This is a genomic window from Paraburkholderia fungorum (genome assembly GCF_003610895.1).
GTDB classification, from domain to species: Bacteria; Pseudomonadota; Gammaproteobacteria; order Burkholderiales; family Burkholderiaceae; genus Paraburkholderia; species Paraburkholderia fungorum_B.
On the sequence record NZ_MCAS01000067.1, the window covers coordinates 110,255 to 130,255 of the forward strand.

The following is a 20,001-nucleotide window of genomic DNA, read 5'->3' on the forward strand; positions in this document are numbered from 1 at the left end:
GACACGAAATGCGAAGCAAGCCGCGAGCTAGGTTTCCCCCGCCCGTTGCGCGGTCTTCCAGTTGGCTTGCGCGATCCGGTCGTAAGAGGCCTGCAGGTCTATCGCACGTTCGAGTTCACCAGCCCTCGCCGAACACACGATCAGACCGATCAGCGCATGCTGCCGGTATATGTTGTCGGCGCAGGCATTGGCCAGCTCATAGGCTTCCTGCCAGGCGTTCGTCACCTCCTCGAGCGGAACCTGGGTCAAAGCGAGGGCGTGTGCCAGCGCCACGCGCAGTCGCATTTCGTCGCGTATGCGGCGTGGTGTACCGGCCTCCACGCGTGCGAGCGCGGCACGGATCGTGTGCAGGTACTCATGCGTCAGCGAAAGTGTGCGCCATAGCGCAGTGGACGATTCGATCAAGGCAATCGCGCCTTCGAACCTGTCATTGCGCAAGGACCAGTCGAGCGCGGCGCGCAGGTCCTCGATGTCGGCGCGATCCAGCACCTCGCCAGGCTGGCGGTCGTGGCGCGTGCGGCCTGCGGCGAGGCGCGGCGCGAGCGACTGCGCGTGGGCCGCCGCGGCCAGGTCGGACTCGCCTGCCTGGGCGAGCGCATCGCGCGCGAACAACTGCACGGCGCGCGGCAGGCGCAGTGTGGTTTGCGCGTCGCCCTCTACCTGTTCGATGAGCCCTGCGTCAAGCAGGTCATCGAGCGACACTTCGATTCCGCGTTCGGCGTGCACGGCATTCGCGTCGCTGCCGTCTTGCGACGGCGAGCATTCCGCCAGCAGGCGGACCGCCGAGCAGCGGGTAAATTCGCCATTGAAAACGCCGAGCCGCCGGAAAATTGTGCGGGTTACCTCGGGGAATTCAGCGCTGTACAACTGCAGCGCGGCGGCAACCGGCGCGAGCCGGGACAGCGGCAAATTGGGTGTGCCGGCACTGCGTACCATCAGGTCGTCCAGATCGCGAGCGAACGCGAACAACGCGGCGTCGAGCGTGAGTTGCGTGCGCATGCGCCGCTCGATGGCCGAGGCGGCCAGTTCGAGCGCAAGCGGAACACCATCGAGGCGCCGCGCGATCAGCGCAGCCTTCGCGAGCGTGTTCGGGGCGAGATGTCCGGTGTCGAGGTCCGACAGTGGCTGCAGGTCGGCAGCCGTTCGCTGGCGCACGGGGCGTTGCTCATGCGTGTGCAGCAGCAGTGCGAGCCGCGCGAACAGCAGGCGCAGCGCATCGAATTCCCGTGCTTCAACGGCGCTCACCTTGACATGATCAGGGGTGCGTAGCGGTCCGAGCGCCATGACATGCTCGCTCGCCATGAATAGAGGCGCGGTCCCCGTGACGATCACCCGCAACCCCGGGGTTGCGGAAACGAGCCTGTCGAGCAGATGGGCCGTGGGCTCGCGCAGCGGCTCGCTGCAATCGACGATCAGCAGCAGCCGGCGTGTGCCGATCGCTGCAAGCACGCGTTCGAACACCGGCATACCCGGCTTCGGCGCGATTCGCATGGCGATTGCCCAGGTGTCGATCAGACTGTCCGCCGGCACGTGCGGCGGCAGCGTGATGGTGAATACGCCATCGGGAACATGCGCGGCGAGCCGCCGTGCGGCTTCGTGTGCGAGGCGTGTCTTACCGAGCCCAGGTGTGCCGGTCAGCGTGACGACGCGGGCGGTGGACATGAGCCCGAGCAGTTCGGACAGTTCGGCGTGCCTGCCGATAAATGTCGTAAGACGCACCGGCATGCGCAGGGGAGGCGGTTCAAGCGATGCCGGCGCCGCAGGGCTCGTGCTCGCAACCGCGGACCCGTCCGGTCCAGGCGCGGCGGCGTCGGCATCGAGCGTCTGCGCGCGGCCGGCGAAGCGGTAGCCGTATCCCGGCACGGTTGCGATCAGATCGCGATCGTTGCCCAGCGCGCGGCGCAGCGCGGACACCTGGGCCTGCACGGTATTGGCCTCGACGTTCACGCTCGGCCATGCGCGCTGGCCGAGTTCGGCGAGCGGAACCGGCCGCCCTTCGGCTTCGACGAGCGCGAACAGGAGTTCGAGGGCGCGACCGCTGATTTCGACGGCGACGCCGTCGACGGTGAGCCGCGGCGGGTTCTGCGACAACCGGTAGCGGCCGAAGGCAATGACCAGCACCGTAGGTCGCGTTAACGACATCGTGGATCTCCAGCAGGGATGGGCAGAGCGGTACGGTGGGTGGCGCATGCACAGAATGCGGCCGCGCCGCGCTGCCCCCGGCTTCGACATGCGTGTGCGTGCCGACCTGGCGCGAGGAGCGCGCAATGAAATGCCGCAAGCTTATGGCGTGTCGAGCGGATGAGCAAGGAGAGCTTTGTCAAATCCTTAGGCTTTGCGGTAGCGTGCGAGCCATGCTTGCCGGGTCACGCCGGTTCCCATTCGACGTGCTCGGTCAACCACGCCGCCGCTGCCGTCACGGGTGGCGCGATCAGCGGACGGGTCATCGCGTACAGGTAACTATCGCCGGCAAGAAGCCCCAGATTCGGCCGGCATTCGTGATTGATCAGCTTTGCCTCGAGCGTAAAGCCCAGCCGCTCCATGCTGCTGTGTGCATCGCCATCGACGGCGCAATACGCGTATATACGGAAAATCGGAGGCTGGGCCAGCAACCATTTGAGCAACTTGCGCAACGCGTAGATTCCGGCGCGCCGCCGTCGCGCGCCGCCGCGGCGGCTGATGACGACGCCCAGTTCGGCGCGCGGCGGCCGCGGGCGCAACTCGATCAGGGCGGTAAGCCGGCCGCTTGTCTTGTCCTCGAGCACCCAGCGAATCAGCGTGCCGTCCTGCCAGCCCCGCTGCGATTCGTCGATGAAAGTCTGGGTTTCGTCGAGCGAGGCGTGGCAGCGAAAGCACAGATAACGCGTCGTCTCGGGATCGCCGAGCATTTCGTCGAAGAGCATCGCGGCGTCGCGTGGTTCCGGTGGACGCAGCAGCAGTTCGTCGGACTCGATCAATTCAGGAGGACGAAACTGGGACATCGGCAGACTCCGCGCACAGTGGATTAACCGATTGTGTCGGATTCATGGCAGGGTCCACGGACGGATCGCGAAGCAGCACGCACACGCGCGAACGTATGGCAGCGATGCCACGACACCCGACGCTGCCAGAAGCGTGGTCCGCGTGGTTCATTTCATGGCGCAATGCACAAAAGCACGAGTCATGAACTGCTTCGGGTGGCATCCCCCTCCTTCGCATGACGGGCCATGCACCTGTCGGCGTTTCGCTATAAATGGCGGACCCGTGCGCGGGTTGGAAGCAGGCCGCGCGGATTCCATCGAGAGGTTCAGCGCAATGACGAAAATCGATAGCTTGTCGGTTCGTGGCACATCGGGCAGCACACCGGAAAACGGCACGCCGCTCGCGCCCACTGGGAAAACAGCCGTAGCGACGCCCACGCAAACGAAACCTGGCGCGGCGCTCGTTGCGCTGAGCGGCGTGACGACGCAGAGCGCCGGAAAATCATTTCGTACTTCTGCAGCCCCCGATGTGCCGCAACATCCGGCACACAATCACGTGGGATTGACTCAGATCGCAGGCAGTCTTTTGCGGCAAGCCGGCCGGGACGCGGAAAAACTCGCGGGCGTCGCGACGAAAGCCGCCGACGTCATTCTCGAAGCCTCACGCAAGGTCTGATTCCCGGGCAATGTGCAGGGTGGTGCGCGGGGTGAGGCGCTGAAGCGCAGGAATGCGCTCACCCACGTGGTTCACGCGCGCAACCACACATAGTCGCCCGCGGCCACACCCTCGAACATCTCGTCGGTGGATTCGATGATGTTCTGCCGCCAGTAGCGCCCGTGCTCCGCGTAATGCGCGAGCAGATCGGCAAGCACCGCGCCGTCCACGTCGTAGGTCATTGGTACGCGCAGCACCAGCACGATGCCGCCCGTATCGGTGTCGAGACCGAGTTGCGCCTGGTCCTGCGCGTAGATCAGCAGATTTGCTTCGAGCATCAGCCGGAACACGGTGAGCGTGCGCCCGGTGGTGACAGCGCCATAGTGGAAATTGGCGTAGATTGCCTCGAGGTCGTTCTCGAAGTGTTCGAGTTGAACGTCGAAGCCCTCGACTTCGATCGAGCGTGTGCGCAGCACATGCTCGGCGTCGGCGAGCCCTACCGTATTGCAGAGGTCGCGGACCAGTTGCACATAGCGCTCGGAGCTGTCTGTGGTGTCCAACTGTGGAGTCCAGGAGATTCAGGCCGCAGCGGCCGGGCAGGCGAAAAAGAGCGAGCGGCATGCGCGAAACGCGCAAACCGCCCGGTGTTGCGAAGGGCAGCAGGCAGCCGTCGTGCGGCCTGCTGCGGGGCGTTGCCGGCCCGCGTCAACCCTGGTGCTGGGATGCCTGGCTCAGATTGCTGCCAAGCGTCTTCATGATGTTGCCGACCGCGCCAGCTTCGGACAGCTCCTGCTGATCCTTGGCTGAATCCAGGGTGGTTGCAATCCCCTGGGCCGTCATGCCATCCATCGCACCCATTGCTGCTCCGCTCAAAGCCATAAAAACCTCCTCGGTCTAGATGAAAAGTTTGCCGTCTTGCACATTCTCTCGAAGCATGTGCCGTGCAAAACCAGCCTGGTGCCCGGCGCGCTGCGCCGGTAGCGAGCGCCCTCAAGCCGCGCCGCGTTTGTCCTGCAGGTGCGACACGATCCGGCTGGCAGCGAGCAGGCCGCGATACAGTTTCGCGAGATTGTTGCGATCGACCTCGGTCGCGCCGGTCGCCTCGCTGATATTTTTGGCCGTGGCTTCGAGCGCCGTGCGAATCGCGGTGAGGCGTGGACCGCCCGCCGGATCGTCGAGCATCTTCTGCAAATTATTGAAATCGGCGGCACAGGTTTCGAGTGGTTCGTACATGTCCATCATCTCCAGAGTTTCACTTCGTCGGCAACGGCGTAGGTGTCGCGGGACCGGAGTCGCCGACCGGTTGCATTACGCCGGCCGCGGCGCCCGATTTGACGGTAGCGGGCAATGCGTCCGACGCGCCGTCCGCGCTCGCCAGCGTATCGTCGCCGGCGGCACCCGCCGCACCCGCCGCTGATGAAGCCGGCGTTTCCGGCATGGCGTAGATATGCTTCACACCGTCCGGGGTTTCCGCGTAGCGCACATCGTCGGACGACATCAATTCCGAAAACGAAGGCGGCAGCGGTGCGCCTTCGTTCGATTGCACGACCCGCATGCGCAACGTCTTCACGTTGTCGCTGAGGTCGCGGCGGATGCGCGCAAGGGCCGTATCGACGTCGGACGGATTGGCTGCCTTGCCCGTAATGTCGAATGCGCCGTGGCCTGCATATGCCACATGAACCCCCTGCATGCCGAGCGAATCCTCGATGTTGCGCGTGTCGTTCTGCGCGATATCGTAGTGACGCAGCACCGGGGTCGACGACACGCGTGCAAGCAGCTTGCGCACGGCGGTGTCGTCTTCGGGGCTGGCTACCATGCCGCTCACCGCGACGCTCGAGCCAAGCGCCTGCGCATGCAGTTCGTTCATATGCGCCGCGGCCAGTGCCGTGTTGACCCGTTGTGCGAGATCGCCCGCATCGTGCGGCAGTGCCGCGCGGCTGACGATCGTCGTCATCAGCACCGAGCCGATCACGATCACCGCACCCAGCATCGCGCAGCCCAGCACGATGCCGACCAGCTTGCGCTGACGCGAGCGCTCAGCTTCACGGCGCGCCTGAGCAGGCTTGATGAGCAGCGTCGACAGCAGGTCGAGATCGCTCGGCCAGGCGGTGTCAGGCCAGCCGATGCAGATCACCGTATCGCCAAACTGCATTGGCACGTAGTCGACGAGCAGCACCGTGCTGGTGTCGGGCACATCGAGCCTTTCCATCGTTGCGTGCTCGTGCACCTCCGATTCCGCTACATCTGCCGCCTCGCCACCGCCGCCGCCACTGCTCAACGCCAGTTCGTCGCTCTGCACCGTTTCGAGTCCTGGCGTAACCGATCGCGCGCTCACCATGCCGCTGTCGTCCACCGTCAGCAGCATGTCGGCGCCGCGCCAGTCGGAGATGCGAATGTCAGCATCGTCGTCCGCGCCGATCCGATGCGCGCCCGCGGTCAGACGCAGTTCCGCGCCTGCGTGCACGCCAGTCAGGATCCGAAGCAGTTTCATCATGTGGCGATTGGTTGGTCGAGCGACTGCTGCGCGCGGGCGTGTCCCGCAGGCTTCACGCGCTTACTCTAGCCCGTCCGGATGGCATCCCCGCGCGCAATGCGAAGCCGCTAGCGCTTATGCGAATTTGTGCACTGCGATGTGCATACGCGGCGGCATCAGCGGTGCCCTTTGCCGCGCGCGAGCGCGCCGGCGCGCAGCAAACTCAGCCGATTGACCGAGCCGTCACGCTGCGACGGCGGCATCGGGCTTTCGGCGCTCAGCAGGAACAGGTACTCCAGAAGGTTGAGCCGTTGCACGCGGTTTAACTGCGGCTGGGGTGTGCCTGGAACCGAATGATCGGGCGAGACTGGGGCAGTAGTGGCGAGGCGCGTATCGACGGCGTGTGCGGGTTCCATGGACAGCGCTTGCCGGTTGCCGCTGCGATCGATCATCAGCTGGCGCAATCCGGCAGGATTCCCTGGTTTAAAGGGGGCATGGCGCAGGGCCGCACGCGCATCGGCCATGAGTTCGTAGAGGCGCGCGTCGAACTCGGCGTCCGGATGCTTCGCCATGTTGTCGCGCACGTCCAGCAGCCCGTCGCACAGACCGCCACGCACGGCGTCAGCCCGCTCGGCGTCGTTCGAACAGGTGGCCGCGAGCGTCTGCAAGGCGCCCGGCATGGGGGCAGGCTCGGATGCGCCCGCGCGCACGCGGACATTCAACGGCAGGGCTCCCTCGCTGTCATGCTGGCCGTCGTGCGACTGGCCGCCTTGATCACCGCCGCCGCGGCCACCACCCCCGCCACCGTCGCGCGTCACGCGGCGGCTTTCTTCGTGCGCGCCGCCTTCGCCGTCTCCATCATCGTCCACGCCGCCGCTGCCATTCATGCGGGTCCGGCGCAAGGCGGCGCGTCGCCGTCTTGCCTGCAGTTCGGCGAGCTTGCGGTTGCGCAGCGAGCCCCGCGCGCCAGGCTGTGGCTTTGGCGTGTAAGCGAAGCGGGTCGTGCCGCGATAGAGGGCGGCATGCCGCGCGACGTCCTGCTCGTTGCCGGCTCGCCCCGTTTCATGCGCGTGCGCGAGGTTCGCGGCCTCTGCCTGCGACGGCTGCGAAATACGCGTCATTGCGGCACCGCTGCCTGCATCACTTCGTTGGCGAAATGCAGGATCGCCGCTGCCGAGAACGGTGCGGCGATCACGATGGCGACCGTCACGGCGATCAGCTTCACGCCATGCGACAGCGTCTGATCCTGCATCGACGTGATGGCCTGCAGAAACGAGACCGCGAGCCCAACGACGGCGGCGACGATCACGATCGGCAGCGACACGAACATGCATAGCAGCATGCCCTGTGTGGTGAAACGAACGAGTGTGTCGATATCCATGCGCTCAGTTCCTGCGTGGCGTGCGGCACGCTACCGGTAAGTCATGACAAGGCCGTGGATGAGGGTCGACCAGCCGTCCATCACGACGAACAGCAGCAGCTTGAACGGAATCGCGACGTTGGTCGGCGTCACCTGGTTCAGGCCCATCGCGAGCAGCACGTTGGCAATGATCAGATCGATCACGATGAACGCGATATACAGCAGGAAGCCGATCTTGAACGCATCGGTGAGCTCGCTCAGCGTGAAGGCCGGCGCCAGTACGATCAGGTCGTTTTCATGCAGGCTGTTGGCCGCATCCTTCGGCCACACGACGTTCGCCGAGCGGATAAAGAAACGCTTTTCGCGCTCGTTCGCGTGCTTTTCGAGGAACGTCCGGAACGGCTCGCGCGCGGCGCTGAACACCTGGATCAGTGCCTGAGTCGGTTGACCGGCGATCTGCTGACCCTGTAGCGATTGCGCGGCACGCATGCCGACAGGCGCCATCACATACAGCGACACCAGAATCGCGATGCCGTTCAGCACCATGTTGGGCGGCACCTGCTGTACGCCGAGCGCGTTGCGCAGCAGGCCGAGTACCACCACGATCTTCGCGTAGGAGGTCACGACCATCGCGACAAACGGCACGAGGCTGATCGCGATGACGACGAGCAGTAAACCGGTGACGTCACTGAACTGGACCATCGCCGTGCGCCATCCGCAAGATTCGTACGCCAAGATGTTCGCCGACCGTCACGAGTTCGCCGTAACCGATGGTCTGGCCGTGCGTGACGAGCTTCAACTGGGCCTCGGCAACCGGCGTCGGCAGCTCCAGCACGTAGCCGGGACGCAGCGCGTAGAGCTGCGATAACGGCAGCGCAACCGTGTCGACTTCGAACTGAACCGGCAGATCCAGTTCGCCGATCTCGATGGGATGCTCCTGTTGATCGGGGACGAGCGAGTCGTCGAGGCGAACTGGATCCAGTTCATCGGTCATGGTCGGCTCCTTCGTGATGGAAAGCATGCGCCCGTCGATCGTCACGGGCGCATGCAACCGGGTCAGGCCGGGTGTGCCCCACGCAGCGATCGCCTGCGCCGTATCGGTGCCGGGCGGCAGGAGGCGGCTGGCGAGCGAGCGCAGCAGAACGTCGCCTGGCATGAGTGCGCGCAGCGTCTCGACCGGCAGGCGCCGTGAACCGAGCACGGCACGCCCCGGGATCAGGCAATCGGCCAGGCGGGCGTGTCCGGCGATGGACTGGCCGGCTCGCGCGAGCGCCGCGTGGGCGAAGCCCGTTGACTGCGTCGCGTGCAGGTCTTCGAATGCGCCCAGCAGTGCGGGGGGAACGGTAAGCTCGGCGGCATAGCGGCGTCCCGCGAACATGAATGACAGGGCAACCGGTGCGGCATCTAGCGGTATCAGGCGTGCCGGTATGCCTCGCAGCAGCCGTGCGATACGCAGTTGGAGCCCGAGCGCCGCCAGCCGCTGCAGCAACGGTTCGAGCAATACGCCCGCCACCGCGAGGCGCAATGCGCGGTGCGCCTCCGCCAGCGGCGCGGCACCGCTCTCTGCAGGCCACGCCGCAATGTCGAGTGAAGGGTGTGCGGCCAGATCGAAGGTCACGTAGACGGGGCCCGCTCGATGCAGGAGTTCCAGCACGCCTGGCTGAACGAAGTGTTCGGTGGCCGAAGCGGATGCATCGCGCGGCAGCGCTTGCCATGCGTCGATGCCCCGCAGGCGCTGCACGGCCCATGCCGTGCGCGCATCGCAGAAGAGCCGTGCAGTACGCGCGGCGACCGGCGACACGGCACGCAATGGCAGGCGCGCTGCGGGTGCGTCGTGAGCCGGGGCACGGCCCGGCTGCGCTTCATCCTGCCGGGCGCGCGTATCTGGCCACCTGTCGACGCGTTCGACACTCCCCGGCATTTCAGCGATCGGATAGCCCATGCGATGGCGGTAGAAATAGGATGGGTGCGTCTGCACGAGCACCTGGGCGTGGCGGATGTCACCAGACCGTCAACTCGATATCACGCGGTGCGCCCCATGCCTTCAACAGCGAATCGATCTCGCGTTCGAGCATGGTGCTGTGGTTCAACAGTAACTGCTTTGTTTCCATATTCGAGGTATCGAACCGAAGCGAAAGCCTGAAACCCGAAAGTGACAGGTACAACGTGGTGTCGGGCAGCACGGCCTTGTCGAGCGGCATCTGGACTTCCCAGTTGCCGGCGTTGCCGATAGCCGGGTCGGAGCAGAACGCGCTGACTTCACTCGCCAGCGAGGTTGCCAGTTCGAGGAATTGGCCCTGTGTGCGAAACAGTGCGTCGACCACCGGCAGGGTCGCGCCGCAGACGCGTTGCGTGACCGCTTCGCGCTCGCCTGCCGCCGCCTGATCGCGGGTATCAACCGGTTGATCGGCGCCGCCGTCGTGCTCCTCCTCGTCACGCGACTCGAACATGCGCGGACGGCCGCCGGATTCCTCGTTGTCGCGCGTCACCCGTGCGCTATCGGTGTCGTGCGGGCGGGCGGCCAGACGCTGCATACGTGTCCTGCGCGCGAGGCCGGCATAGTCGAAGGCGCGCGCCCGCGCATCATCGGCCTTCTGCTCGGCGGCCATGTCGCCGGGGATGATGCGCAGTGAGCGGGATTCGATCATGAGCGTCACACCATGCGGGATTCGGGCATTCAGATGGTCACGCGGCCAAGCGGCTGCAATTCGACATGCTCGCCGAGTTCCTGATACGAGTAGACCGACAGCCAGTCGAGCCGCGCTTCGATCATGCGCCGCACGTAGCGGCGAATGTCCATCGAGGTGACGAGGGCCACGCCTTCGCGCGGCACCTGGCCGACGAACGACTGGATTTTGTCGACAAGGAAATTGGCTTCGTCGGGCGGCAGCGCCAGAAAGTTGCCGGTGGGTGTCTGTTTGATGGCCTGCCGGATGTGCTGTTCGACCGGCAGATCGAACAGCACGGCGGGCAGTTGCCGTGTGCCACCGGCTGCGCGATGCGCGAGAAAGCGCGCGAGATCACCGCGCACGTACTCGGTGAGCATCAGCATGTCCTTCTCTTTTGCACCCCAGACGATCAGGCTCTCGAGAATATTCCGTAAATTGCGGATCGGAATCTGTTCTTCGAGCAGCCGTCGCAACACGTCGGCGATCCGTTGAGGTGGCAGAACCTTTTGCACCTCGGCGACAAGGCCAGGATATTCCGCATTCTGCTGGTCGAGAATCCATTGGACCTCCTGAATACCCAGGAACAGCGACGCATGACGGCGCAACATGGCAACGGAGGCATGGGCGATCACCTGTTCCGCGCGCCATGCGGACATTTTTGGCGGGAGCGTTTTTTCGTCGAGCCACCAGGTCGGGCCCGGACCTCCATCGAGCCCGCGGCGCTGCTCGCCGCGCTGTATCAATGCAGCGATTTCCGCCTGCAAAGGCTCGTTTTTGCCGAGCGAACCGGCATCGGGCAGCATCACCTTGCCAGGCGGCAATTCGATCGCACAGTACGGCACGTCGTGCATCAGCAGTTCGCAACTGGACGGCGGCAGGGCATCGCTCGTCCACATCGTGATGCCCGGGAACGGTAAGCCGAGGTATTCCTGCAAACGGGTCCGTTCGGTTTCGAACGATTTATCGAGCGCGGCGGTGGATAGGCGCGGCACGAGGTCCGGCGAGATCCTCACGCCGAGCGGACACGCAAACTGCGGCGGCCGCATCAGAATGGCGGGCACGTCGATCTTCGAACCAGAGCGCTGCATGGCGTTGACGGTCTCGCTGGCATGCGTGCTCGAAGCAGGGGAGCGCTTGCTCAACCGATAGCCGCAGAACGCCAGCGTGCCGGACAGCAGCAGGAAAAGCATGGTCGGAAAGCCGGGTACCGCCGCGAAGCCGAGCAGCAGGAGGCTCGCGAAATAGAGCGCCCGGTGGCTGGTGGAGAGCTGGCGGCCGATCTCGTCGCCGAGCGAAAGCGGCTTGACGTCGCGCTCATCGGCTACGCGTGTGATCATCACGCCTGCTGCAACAGACAGCAGCAGAGACGGAATCTGCGAAACCATCGCATCGCCGACAGAGAGAACCGAGAACCGGTTGGCCGACTCGCTTGCGGACATGTCGTGATAGGCAACACCCACTGCAATGCCGGCCACGATATTGATCATCGTGATGATCAGCCCCGCGATGGCGTCGCCTTTGACGAATTTCATTGCACCGTCCATGCCCCCGTGCAACTGGCTTTCGACCGCGAGCGTGGCGCGCTTGCGGCGTGCTTCTTCGGGCGAGATGATGTTGGCGCGCAGATCGGCGTCGATACTCATCTGCTTGCCCGGCAAGGCGTCGAGCGTGAAGCGCGCACCGACTTCGGCGACTCGTTCCGAGCCTTTGGCGATCACGATGAACTGCACGGTGGTAATGATCACGAAGACGACGAGCCCAACCACCAGATTGCCGCCCACCACCAGCTCGCCGAAACTCTCAATGATATGGCCCGCGTCGGCGTGCAGCAGGATCGACTTGGTGGACGCGATGTTGAGCGAGAGGCGATAGAGCGTGGTGAACAGCAGCAGCGAGGGAAACACCGACAGCGAGACGACGCTCGGCACGTACATCGTGATCATCAGCAAGGTGACGCTGATCGTGATATTGATGGCCAGCAGAATATCGATCAGCGCCGGCGGCAGCGGCAGGATCATCAGCGAGATGATCGCCACGACGAGCAGGGCGATGCCGATTTCCCCGCCTGCCGGCAGCTTCAGTGACTTGAACATCTCGAACCTCTCGGTATTGCGTGACGTCAGTGCAGCGAGGAGGCCGCATCTTCACCGGATGCGGACTGTTTTTTCGCGCCGATCGCCTCGACCCAACGCAGGATCGCGGCAACCGTTTCAAAGAGTTCCTCGGGAATCGGTTCGTCGATGCCGACTTTGTAGAGCGCTCGCGCAACCGGCGGATTGCCGATGATCGGCACGTTTGCCTGCTGTGCGAAGCGGCGCAATTGCGCGGCGCTCTCATCCATCCCTTTGGCTGTCACGAGCGGCAGCGGGTGCTCGCCGGGCGCATAGCGGATCGCTACCGCGTAGTGCGTCGGGTTGACGATGAGCGCGTTCGCAAAGCCGACCCGCTGCTGGGGCGCGGCGGAACTCGCGAACTCGCGCGCGAGCCGTTTGCGCTCCCCCTTGATCTTCGGATCGCCTTCCTGCTGCTTGTGCTCGCGCTTGACCTCGTCTTTCGACATGCGCATCTTGCGGATGAACATGACGTGCTGAAGCTTGACGTCGGCGCTGCCGATCACGACGAACACCGCAGCCGCGATCGAACACAGTTTGAGAATCAGGTCCCAGAACATCTTTGATAACTGCGGCAGCGGCTGATACAGCGAGCCGACAATGAGCGGCAGCATCCATCTGATCGTCCACCACATGACGACGCCGATGATGACCGCCTTGATGATCATCTTGATCAGTTCGATCACCGTGCGCCACGAGAAAATCCGCTTGAAGCCGTTGATCGGACTGGCATTCATCGGATTGGGCACCACCGGTTTGGTGGCGACCTTGAAGCCGACCTGAGGGACCAGGATGGCCATCGCCGCCACTGCGCCGATGAGGACACATGGCACCACCACCAGCAAGCCCTGGCCACCGAGGCTGTATAGCTTGCCGAACAGATTGGGCAGTGAGTGATCGCCGGAGACGAAACCCAGCGCGGTAACCATGATCGCGCGAAACGCGCCCGCGAAGGTGCCCGAGGCGAGAAGCAGCACGCCGATCACCGCGGACATCGTGACGGCATCGGTCAGGTCCGTGCTCTTCGATACCTGGCCTTCCTTGCGCGCGTCCCGGAGCCGCTTCTCGGTGGGCTGTTCGGTCTTTTCTTCACTCATCGGACATCTCGGTGAACGGGCGGAGGGGCCTGGGGCGGATGCCGGTGCGCGCTTCTAGGCGCGATGCCCGGTCTACCTCGACAAACGATCATATCGGCGCGTTTGCGCAATGCGTGCGCCGGACGCGAAGCGACTGCGTCGCAAGCGAAGCGCTGGATAGACAGTGCGCGGCGTGCCTGCCGGCGCCGATGTGACGCCGGCAGGCACGGCCTATGCGGTCAAGCGCCGCCTGTACGGCGCAGGCGAGCGTGCTTCGCACAGGTTGCGTTTGCTTCGCGTCACCTCCGCAGCGGTGACGCCCCTCTCGGTATCTTCCGCATATCGACAGATCGAGGTGTCGGCGTGAGCGGCGTCCGTGAGACAGGGCGCGAGCGCACCGCGATGCATCGGTCTTGTGTAATCGGTCGGCATTCACCTTGCGGGGGCTCTGCGCCATGAGTGTTACTTCGACGAACTATCTGAACTGCAGTCAGGACATCGTCAGCGGCCTGATCGAAACGGTTTCCGCCGTGCTGCTCAACAATTTCCCGGTGCTTGAAGTCGATCCTTACGATATCGAACTCGTGCTCGATGCGCTGCGGGTGCTGCGCCCCAAGATGGCGGAACTGGAAACGGTCGACGCCGTCCTGCATATGCAGCGCGGCAATTGGGACGACGCGATTCAGGTTTTCCACCGGGTCATTGCCGACGCGCCGCGCTTCGCCTACGCCAAGGCGCTGCTGGCATTCTGTCTGTCGGCCAAGGGCGATCCGAACTGGCGGCGCAGCGCGGGCGAGGCCATGGAAGACAATCCCGATCGCAATACCCGCAGGCTGGTGCGTGCGCTTGAAGCGCGCGACGATCTGCGCGCGGCGGTGCGCACCTATCGAAGCGGCGGCAAGTTCGAGGTGCCGATGTCGATCGCGACACTCAGCGAAGAAAGCGACGAGGGCGACGAGAGCGGCGACGAAGCCGCGAGAGTAAGCGCAAAGCCCGCCGCGGCGACGGCAGAGGCGATTCCCCAGCATCACTATCTGCGTATCTGAGCCACGGCTCGTATCGCGGGAGACCGGTCATGAGCGTGTCCGTCACGTCAAAGCAGATCGCGGCTGCACTTGAGAAGAGCGCGGCGCAGTCCGCCGCGGATCCCTCCATGCAGCAACTCGGCGACAAGTTCAAATCGCTGATGCAGCATCCGCGCATGGAGTCGCCGTCGCACGGCCAGAACGACGGCACGAATGTGGTCTCGAAGCTGGTCGCCTCGCAGGACGCGGAGTTGCAGCGCTCCGTCGACGACGTGGTCAAGCTGTCCGATCACGCCGAGGGCATGTCGATGCAGGAGATGACAGCCGCGACGATGAAGGTGACGCTCGAACTGGCGAGCACGCAGCTCGACATGGAAGCGAAGATGAGTGTCGTCGATTCGTCGAAATCGTCGCTCGAAACCCTGATGAAGAATCAATAGCGCATGTCCGCAACCAATCTCGATACGGTGAGCGCGATGCGGCGCTGGACGCGGCGCGGCGCGGTGTGCACGATGCTCGTGCTGTGCGTGGCGCTGGCCGGATGCCAGAAGGAGCTCTACGGCAACCTGTCGGAGCAGGACGTCAACGAGATGGTCGTCGCGCTGCTGGAGCAGGGCGTCAATGCGACGAAAGCGAGTTCGGACGACGGCAAGACCTGGGCGCTCGACGTCGACCAGAGCCAGATGGTCCGCGCCATGGAAGTGCTGCGCGCGCGCGGTCTGCCGCACAGCAAGTATGACGACCTCGGCAGCCTCTTCAAGAAGGACGGCCTCGTGTCGACGCCGACCGAGGAGCGCGTGCGCTTCATCTACGGTTTGTCTCAGGAGCTGTCGTCGACGTTGTCGAAAATCGACGGCGTGATCGTCGCGCGGGTCCAGATCGTGTTGCCGAACAACGATCCGCTGGCGCAGCAGATCAAGCCGTCGTCGGCGTCCGTCTTCATCAAGTACCGGCCCGACTCCGATGCGAGCACACTCGTGCCGCAGATCAAGACCCTCGTGATGCACAGCGTCGAGGGGCTCACTTACGACGCGGTTAGCGTCACCGCGGTGCCGGCCGACCCGGTAGACCTGTCGCGTTTGCCGCAGGCACAGTCGTCGCCGCTACAGATGATCGTTGCGGCAGCGTTGGTGTTCCTCGTGTGCGCGGCGGCTCTCTTCGTATGGATGAAGCGTGGCGTGCCGGCGAACTTCACCGTGAGCGGCCTGGGTGCGCGGCTTAACGCGCTGCTCGCACGGCTGCGGCGCGTCAAGCCGACAACCTCCGCCTGATGGCCGCCTCGACTGCGTTTCCCTTTGCGCGGACGGCGGCCGCGTTTGCCGCGTACGAGCGCAATGCCCGTGAAGCGGTGTGCTGGGCCCATCCGTCATGGCTTGCCGGCGCGTTGGGTGTAGAAGCCGGCGCGCTTGAAGGTTTGCGTGCCGCGCTGGCGTCGGCGGCCCGTGCGCAGGTTGAAGCGTGTTCGCTCGCGCTGCTGCGCACACTCGGCGTGCAGGCGCCATCCTTCGACGCATTGCGCGCGCCTAACCTGGCGGTGCTCGACGCCTTGCCGCCGCAGTGGGGGCTGCGGGTGCTGCGGATGCGCTCGCTTGCCTTACGCCGTGCCGATGTGCGGCGTCTGATCGACAAACGTAACCGCATGCAATTGTCGGAATGCGTGGGTGTGCCGCTCGACAAGCTCACCGGCGGCACGTCCGGTACGGCAAACGCACCCGATATCGCACGGCTGACCGCGCGCGGCCTGCTGCCCGCATTGGACCGTCTCGACGCCGACACGCTCGCGTACGAAGGCTACGCATTGATGACACGCGACGCACGCAGCATCGCCGCGCCGTTTGCGTTGCTGCGTCTCGTATTGCCACGCGATCTTCCGGCGTCGCCCTGGCTCGATGACGGCGGTCGCGAACTCGACGCGGGCGGCACGGCACAGCTCGTCGCGCGCCTGCCGGAACTGCTTCCGGAGTGGGCATGGTTATTTGGTTGAGATCGGATCGGGAGATACCGGATGCGGCCAGTGCGCGCGTCGGGGCGCATTCGGACGTGATTCCGCGCGCCACCTTCGGCGCGCTGCTGGAGATCGACGAAGCGTATGCGCAACTCGCGGCGGATTGCGAAGCGGTGCTCGCCCAGGCCCGCGACGAAGCAGCGGCGATCGTCGATGCGGCCCGTCACGAGGCGCAGGAGATTCTCGCGGCGGCGCGTCGCGAGTACGAGGCCGCGGCCGACCACGGTTACCGTGACGGCGAACAACAGGCCCTGGCGAACTGGGTCGAACGGCTCGCGGATGCGGGTGCCGAGCAGCGGCACACGCAGATGAGAATGCGCGAACGCCTCGCCGAGATCGTTACCGTCGCGGTCGAACAGATCGTCAATGTGCAGGAATCGGATCTGCTGTTCGAGCGGGCGTTGGCAACGGTGGACAGGATCGTCGAAGGGGCAACCTATCTGAGGGTCGCCGTCAGTCCGGGCGACTACGACAAGGCCTGCGTCGCCTTCGAGCGCTTATCGGCACGCTGGCGTGAACTGGGCCGTCCGTTCCCGCTTTCGGTGGTGGCGGACAAGCGGTTGGAGGCGGGCAGCTGCATTTGCGAATCCGATTTCGGCGCCATCGACGCGAGCCTTGCGACCCAACTGCGCGCGATGCGTTCCGCGGTGGCACGCGCACTCAAACTATCGGCGAGCGAGTCCCACGACGATCCCGATGCCTCTGCGTTCGACGATGAACCCGCCGACGCCGATGGCGCCCGCTAACGGCAGCGGCCCCGCACGATGAATTCACCACGCCCTGGTCCCGATGAACGGCTCGATGGCACGCGCGCGCGGCGGCTGCTCGACGTCGAGCGTTTGACCGACGCGATTGAGCAGGAGATTCTCTCGACCCGCAATATTGCCCGCAGCGGCAAGGTGCTCGAGGTGATCGGCACGCTGGTGAAAGTCGCCGGACTCGATGTGACGCTGGGCGAACTTTGCGAGTTGCGCTCGGCGAGCGGCGCGCTATTGCAGCATGCCGAGGTGATCGGCTTTACGCGCGACGTCGCGTTGCTGTCGCCGTTCTCACGGCTCGCCGATATCTCGCGATCCACCCAGGTCATCGGACTCGGACGGCCGCTCTCGGTGCGCGTCGGCGACGCGTTGTTAGGGCGCGTGATCGACAGCCTGGGCCAGCCGATCGACGGGCTGGGGCCGATCGACGCCGAGGATGAGCGGCCGATCTTCGCGAGTCCGCCTGATCCGATGAGCCGCCAGATGATCGACGCGCCGCTGGCGACCGGCGTGCGCGTCGTGGACGGCATGATGACTCTCGCCGAGGGGCAGCGCATGGGTATTTTCGCGCCCGCCGGAGTCGGCAAGAGCACCTTGCTCGGCATGTTCGCGCGCGGCGCGCAATGCGACGTGACGGTGATCGCGCTGATCGGCGAGCGCGGCCGGGAAGTGCGCGAGTTCGTCGAGCTGATTCTCGGACCCGAGGGCATGGAGCGCTCGATCGTGGTGTGCGCGACCTCGGACCGCTCGTCGATCGAACGTGCGAAAGCCGCGTACGTGGCCACCGCGATTGCCGAGCATTTCCGCGATCAGGGACGCCGCGTGCTCCTGATGATGGATTCGCTGACCCGCTTTGCCCGTGCGCAGCGCGAGATTGGACTCGCGGCCGGGGAGCCGCCTGCGCGGCGCGGCTTTCCGCCGTCGATCTTTGCCGAGTTGCCGCGTTTGCTGGAACGAGCCGGCATGGGCGCGACCGGTTCGATCACTGCGCTCTACACGGTGCTGGCGGAAGACGATTCAGGCAGCGACCCGATTGCCGAAGAGGTGCGCGGCATTCTCGACGGCCACATGATTCTGTCGCGCGAGATCGCCGCGAAGAACCAGTACCCGGCCATCGATGTGCTGGCGAGCCTCTCGCGCGTCATGCCGCAGGTGATGTCGCGCGACTACGTACAGGCGGCGGCGCGGGTGCGTGAGTTGCTGGCCAGCCACCGCGAGGTCGAAATGTTGCTGCAGATTGGCGAGTACAAACCCGGCGGCAATCTGCTCGCGGATGAAGCCATCGGCAAGATCGACGCGATCCGGGCATTTTTCTCGCAGGCGACGGACGAATTCGCGGCGCCTGAGGATACCGAGGCGCAACTCTTCACGCTTGCGAGCGGGTGACGCAGATGGGGATGAGCGTTGCCGACCGGCGCATTGCCGCGCTGCGCCGCACGACCGAGCGCCGCGTGCGGCTCGAGAAGGGCCTGCGGGCGACCTTGGCGACCCAGCGTGAAGCGCACGCGCGCGTCGAAGCGCAGCGTGACGACAAGCTTGCCGCGGTACAGCGTGAGCGCGATCTCCTGCTGGCGTGCCATGAACGTATCGCCCAACTGATGAGCGGCGGCAAGGCTTTCGCGCTGGCAGAGATGAACGCCAGCATGCGCCACGCGGAGATCGTCGCGGACCGGCTGCGCGTCCTGGAAGCCGAGCTCGTTGCGCTCGAGCAGGCCGTGGAGGCCAGGTCGCTCGAGGTCGCCGCGACCTTGCGCGCGATCGCGAACAACCGCGGCCGGATCGACATCTGCACGCAGCGCGTCGTGGAGATCAGGCGGAGCGTGGCCGACACCGCGAGCGACGCCGCCGACGAAGAGGCCGAAGAGGCCGCGCTCGCCCGCATGCGGTTCAACGCGCGCTCCACCGTATGACACGACACCCAGGCCAAGGATGAACGAAGCCCTAACGACGCTCCCGCAATTCGGCACCACACTGATGGACTACCTGATGGTGCTGGCCGTCTGTTCGGTGCGGCTCTTTGTGATGCTGTACATTTTTCCGCCCACGGCCGACGGCATTCTCCAGGGTGTCGTGCGCAACGGCATTGTGTTGCTGTTCAGTTCGTTCATCGCCTATGGACAACCCGCGTCGCTCGTCACTTCGCTGACGGGCGTCACGCTGATCGAAATCGGTCTGCGTGAAGGCGTTATTGGGCTGGTGCTGGGCTTTGCCGCCTCCACCGTGTTCTGGGTGGCGGAAGCGGCGGGCACCTATGTCGACGATCTGACCGGATACAACAACGTGCAGATCACGAATCCACTGCGCCAGGATCAGTCGACGCCCACCGCGACGCTGCTTTCGCAAGTGGCGAGCGTCGCCTTCTGGACCTTCGGGGGCATGACGTTTCTGCTCGGCGTGCTCTACGAGTCGTATCACTGGTGGCCTCTGACGTCGACGACGCCGGTGGCGGCGAACGTGCTCGAGAGCTTCGTACTGACGCAGACCGACACGCTGATGCAGACCACGGCAAAACTCGCGGCGCCGATGATGTTCGTTCTGCTGCTAGTGGACCTTGCTTTCGGCTTCGGCGCGAAATCTGCGCAAAAACTCGATCTCGTGACCTTGGCCCAGCCTGTCAAGGGCGCGTTGACCGTGTTGATTCTGGCCTTGTTTGTAGGGGTTTTTGTCGATCAGGTCAAAGACCAACTGGTATTGACGAGCCTTGGCGAACAATTGCGCTCCATCGCCGACGAGATGAAGAAATAGCCTATTTTTCGTAGGATGTCCGACACAAAACATTAATCCAATACGTGCCGGGCCTTCACAGACAAGGGCCAACGCTCGCGCAAATCTCAACAGCTCTCAAATCCTCAAGCGCGGTCAGATTTGTTGAAAATTCGCGTGACCCATTTCTATACATTGGGGCAACG

The 20,001-nt window shown here is 64.7% G+C and carries 23 protein-coding genes; 10 read left to right on the forward strand and 13 right to left on the reverse strand.

The features are described from left to right. Window positions 1-27: 27 nt before the first annotated feature. Window positions 28-2,142, reverse strand: coding sequence for an ATP-binding protein (locus BCY88_RS36075; protein WP_183081534.1), 2,115 nt, complete (start codon window positions 2,140-2,142; stop codon window positions 28-30). A 224-nt stretch (window positions 2,143-2,366) separates the two neighbouring features. Next, window positions 2,367-2,981, reverse strand: coding sequence for a GNAT family N-acetyltransferase (locus BCY88_RS36080; RefSeq protein WP_120348852.1), 615 nt, complete (start codon window positions 2,979-2,981; stop codon window positions 2,367-2,369). Between the two features lie 313 nt (window positions 2,982-3,294). Here BCY88_RS36080 and BCY88_RS36085 point away from each other — a divergent pair, with 313 nt between their 5' ends. Continuing rightward, window positions 3,295-3,636 (forward strand): hypothetical protein, encoded by a 342-nt coding sequence (locus BCY88_RS36085; RefSeq protein ID WP_120348853.1) that lies wholly within the window; start codon window positions 3,295-3,297, stop codon window positions 3,634-3,636. A 71-nt stretch (window positions 3,637-3,707) separates the two neighbouring features. Here BCY88_RS36085 and BCY88_RS36090 read toward each other — a convergent pair whose 3' ends face one another. The 11 genes from BCY88_RS36090 to sctU form a co-directional block, all read right to left on the reverse strand. Beyond that, entirely contained in the window at window positions 3,708-4,175 is a 468-nt protein-coding gene (locus tag BCY88_RS36090; RefSeq protein WP_120348854.1) for a CesT family type III secretion system chaperone, read from the reverse strand. Between the two features lie 145 nt (window positions 4,176-4,320). Next, window positions 4,321-4,494, reverse strand: a complete 174-nt coding sequence (locus BCY88_RS40040) for a hypothetical protein (protein ID WP_153142043.1) — start codon at window positions 4,492-4,494, stop codon at window positions 4,321-4,323. 111 nt (window positions 4,495-4,605) lie between these two features. Further along, entirely contained in the window at window positions 4,606-4,848 is a 243-nt protein-coding gene (locus tag BCY88_RS36095) for a type III secretion protein (RefSeq protein ID WP_183081535.1), read from the reverse strand. Between the two features lie 19 nt (window positions 4,849-4,867). Further along, a complete protein-coding gene (locus BCY88_RS36100) occupies window positions 4,868-6,109 on the reverse strand; it encodes a secretion protein (protein ID WP_120348856.1) in 1,242 nt (413 codons plus the stop codon). Window positions 6,110-6,264: 155 nt separating this feature from the next. Beyond that, window positions 6,265-7,209, reverse strand: a complete 945-nt coding sequence (locus tag BCY88_RS36105; protein WP_120348857.1) for a hypothetical protein — start codon at window positions 7,207-7,209, stop codon at window positions 6,265-6,267. Beyond that, window positions 7,206-7,469, reverse strand: coding sequence for a type III secretion system export apparatus subunit SctS (gene sctS / locus BCY88_RS36110; protein ID WP_064266295.1), 264 nt, complete (start codon window positions 7,467-7,469; stop codon window positions 7,206-7,208). Before sctS ends, BCY88_RS36105 begins: the two co-directional genes overlap by 4 nt. A gap of 30 nt (window positions 7,470-7,499) precedes the next feature. Next, window positions 7,500-8,150 (reverse strand): type III secretion system export apparatus subunit SctR, encoded by a 651-nt coding sequence (gene sctR / locus BCY88_RS36115; RefSeq protein WP_120348858.1) that lies wholly within the window; start codon window positions 8,148-8,150, stop codon window positions 7,500-7,502. Then, window positions 8,134-9,426: a type III secretion system cytoplasmic ring protein SctQ gene (gene sctQ, locus BCY88_RS36120; protein ID WP_259461617.1), complete on the reverse strand. Its 1,293-nt coding sequence runs from the start codon at window positions 9,424-9,426 to the stop codon at window positions 8,134-8,136. The genes sctR and sctQ overlap by 17 nt, the downstream gene beginning before the upstream one ends. Before the next feature lie 22 nt (window positions 9,427-9,448). Beyond that, entirely contained in the window at window positions 9,449-10,096 is a 648-nt protein-coding gene (sctP, locus tag BCY88_RS36125; protein ID WP_120348860.1) for a type III secretion system protein SctP, read from the reverse strand. Window positions 10,097-10,125: 29 nt separating this feature from the next. Then, a complete protein-coding gene (sctV, locus tag BCY88_RS36130) occupies window positions 10,126-12,210 on the reverse strand; it encodes a type III secretion system export apparatus subunit SctV (RefSeq protein ID WP_120348861.1) in 2,085 nt (694 codons plus the stop codon). A 26-nt stretch (window positions 12,211-12,236) separates the two neighbouring features. Further along, complete coding sequence (gene sctU / locus BCY88_RS36135) at window positions 12,237-13,325, reverse strand: type III secretion system export apparatus subunit SctU (RefSeq protein ID WP_120348862.1); 1,089 nt, start codon at window positions 13,323-13,325, stop codon at window positions 12,237-12,239. A 163-nt stretch (window positions 13,326-13,488) separates the two neighbouring features. On the opposite strand from sctU, the gene BCY88_RS36140 reads away from it, so the two are divergent. The 9 genes from BCY88_RS36140 (at window position 13,489) to sctT (ending at window position 19,837) form a co-directional block, all read left to right on the forward strand. Beyond that, window positions 13,489-13,671: a hypothetical protein gene (locus BCY88_RS36140; RefSeq protein ID WP_120348863.1), complete on the forward strand. Its 183-nt coding sequence runs from the start codon at window positions 13,489-13,491 to the stop codon at window positions 13,669-13,671. Between the two features lie 88 nt (window positions 13,672-13,759). After that, window positions 13,760-14,350, forward strand: a complete 591-nt coding sequence (locus BCY88_RS36145) for an HrpB1 family type III secretion system apparatus protein (protein ID WP_120348864.1) — start codon at window positions 13,760-13,762, stop codon at window positions 14,348-14,350. 29 nt (window positions 14,351-14,379) lie between these two features. Further along, window positions 14,380-14,769, forward strand: coding sequence for a type III secretion protein HrpB2 (locus BCY88_RS36150; RefSeq protein WP_120348865.1), 390 nt, complete (start codon window positions 14,380-14,382; stop codon window positions 14,767-14,769). A gap of 36 nt (window positions 14,770-14,805) precedes the next feature. After that, the gene (gene sctJ, locus BCY88_RS36155; protein WP_120349011.1) at window positions 14,806-15,600 is read left to right on the forward strand and encodes a type III secretion system inner membrane ring lipoprotein SctJ; all 795 of its coding nucleotides are present in this window, start codon (window positions 14,806-14,808) and stop codon (window positions 15,598-15,600) included. Beyond that, entirely contained in the window at window positions 15,600-16,313 is a 714-nt protein-coding gene (locus BCY88_RS36160) for a type III secretion protein HrpB4 (protein WP_120348866.1), read from the forward strand. The genes sctJ and BCY88_RS36160 overlap by 1 nt, the downstream gene beginning before the upstream one ends. After that, window positions 16,298-17,080, forward strand: coding sequence for a type III secretion system stator protein SctL (gene sctL / locus BCY88_RS36165; RefSeq protein WP_120348867.1), 783 nt, complete (start codon window positions 16,298-16,300; stop codon window positions 17,078-17,080). Before BCY88_RS36160 ends, sctL begins: the two co-directional genes overlap by 16 nt. An 18-nt stretch (window positions 17,081-17,098) precedes the next feature. Next, the gene (gene sctN, locus BCY88_RS36170; RefSeq protein WP_120348868.1) at window positions 17,099-18,478 is read left to right on the forward strand and encodes a type III secretion system ATPase SctN; all 1,380 of its coding nucleotides are present in this window, start codon (window positions 17,099-17,101) and stop codon (window positions 18,476-18,478) included. Between the two features lie 11 nt (window positions 18,479-18,489). Then, the gene (locus BCY88_RS36175; RefSeq protein ID WP_120349012.1) at window positions 18,490-19,002 is read left to right on the forward strand and encodes a type III secretion protein; all 513 of its coding nucleotides are present in this window, start codon (window positions 18,490-18,492) and stop codon (window positions 19,000-19,002) included. A gap of 19 nt (window positions 19,003-19,021) precedes the next feature. Continuing rightward, a complete protein-coding gene (sctT, locus tag BCY88_RS36180) occupies window positions 19,022-19,837 on the forward strand; it encodes a type III secretion system export apparatus subunit SctT (RefSeq protein WP_120348869.1) in 816 nt (271 codons plus the stop codon). The last annotated feature ends 164 nt before the right edge of the window (window positions 19,838-20,001 follow it).

Bases quoted from the DNA above. Each gene is read 5' to 3' on its own strand.
- BCY88_RS36075 (WP_183081534.1), bottom strand. From the start codon at position 2,142: ATGTCGTTAACGCGACCTACGGTGCTGGTCATTGCCTTCGGCCGCTAC.
- BCY88_RS36080 (WP_120348852.1), bottom strand. From the start codon at position 2,981: ATGTCCCAGTTTCGTCCTCCTGAATTGATCGAGTCCGACGAACTGCTG.
- BCY88_RS36085 (WP_120348853.1), top strand. From the start codon at position 3,295: ATGACGAAAATCGATAGCTTGTCGGTTCGTGGCACATCGGGCAGCACA.
- BCY88_RS40040 (WP_153142043.1), bottom strand. From the start codon at position 4,494: ATGGCTTTGAGCGGAGCAGCAATGGGTGCGATGGATGGCATGACGGCC.
- BCY88_RS36095 (WP_183081535.1), bottom strand. From the start codon at position 4,848: ATGTACGAACCACTCGAAACCTGTGCCGCCGATTTCAATAATTTGCAG.
- BCY88_RS36100 (WP_120348856.1), bottom strand. From the start codon at position 6,109: ATGATGAAACTGCTTCGGATCCTGACTGGCGTGCACGCAGGCGCGGAA.
- BCY88_RS36105 (WP_120348857.1), bottom strand. From the start codon at position 7,209: ATGACGCGTATTTCGCAGCCGTCGCAGGCAGAGGCCGCGAACCTCGCG.
- sctS (WP_064266295.1), bottom strand. From the start codon at position 7,469: ATGGATATCGACACACTCGTTCGTTTCACCACACAGGGCATGCTGCTA.
- sctR (WP_120348858.1), bottom strand. From the start codon at position 8,150: ATGGTCCAGTTCAGTGACGTCACCGGTTTACTGCTCGTCGTCATCGCG.
- sctP (WP_120348860.1), bottom strand. From the start codon at position 10,096: ATGATCGAATCCCGCTCACTGCGCATCATCCCCGGCGACATGGCCGCC.
- sctV (WP_120348861.1), bottom strand. From the start codon at position 12,210: ATGTTCAAGTCACTGAAGCTGCCGGCAGGCGGGGAAATCGGCATCGCC.
- sctU (WP_120348862.1), bottom strand. From the start codon at position 13,325: ATGAGTGAAGAAAAGACCGAACAGCCCACCGAGAAGCGGCTCCGGGAC.
- BCY88_RS36145 (WP_120348864.1), top strand. From the start codon at position 13,760: ATGAGTGTTACTTCGACGAACTATCTGAACTGCAGTCAGGACATCGTC.
- BCY88_RS36150 (WP_120348865.1), top strand. From the start codon at position 14,380: ATGAGCGTGTCCGTCACGTCAAAGCAGATCGCGGCTGCACTTGAGAAG.
- sctJ (WP_120349011.1), top strand. From the start codon at position 14,806: ATGCGGCGCTGGACGCGGCGCGGCGCGGTGTGCACGATGCTCGTGCTG.
- BCY88_RS36160 (WP_120348866.1), top strand. From the start codon at position 15,600: ATGGCCGCCTCGACTGCGTTTCCCTTTGCGCGGACGGCGGCCGCGTTT.
- sctL (WP_120348867.1), top strand. From the start codon at position 16,298: ATGGTTATTTGGTTGAGATCGGATCGGGAGATACCGGATGCGGCCAGT.
- sctN (WP_120348868.1), top strand. From the start codon at position 17,099: ATGAATTCACCACGCCCTGGTCCCGATGAACGGCTCGATGGCACGCGC.
- BCY88_RS36175 (WP_120349012.1), top strand. From the start codon at position 18,490: ATGAGCGTTGCCGACCGGCGCATTGCCGCGCTGCGCCGCACGACCGAG.
- sctT (WP_120348869.1), top strand. From the start codon at position 19,022: ATGAACGAAGCCCTAACGACGCTCCCGCAATTCGGCACCACACTGATG.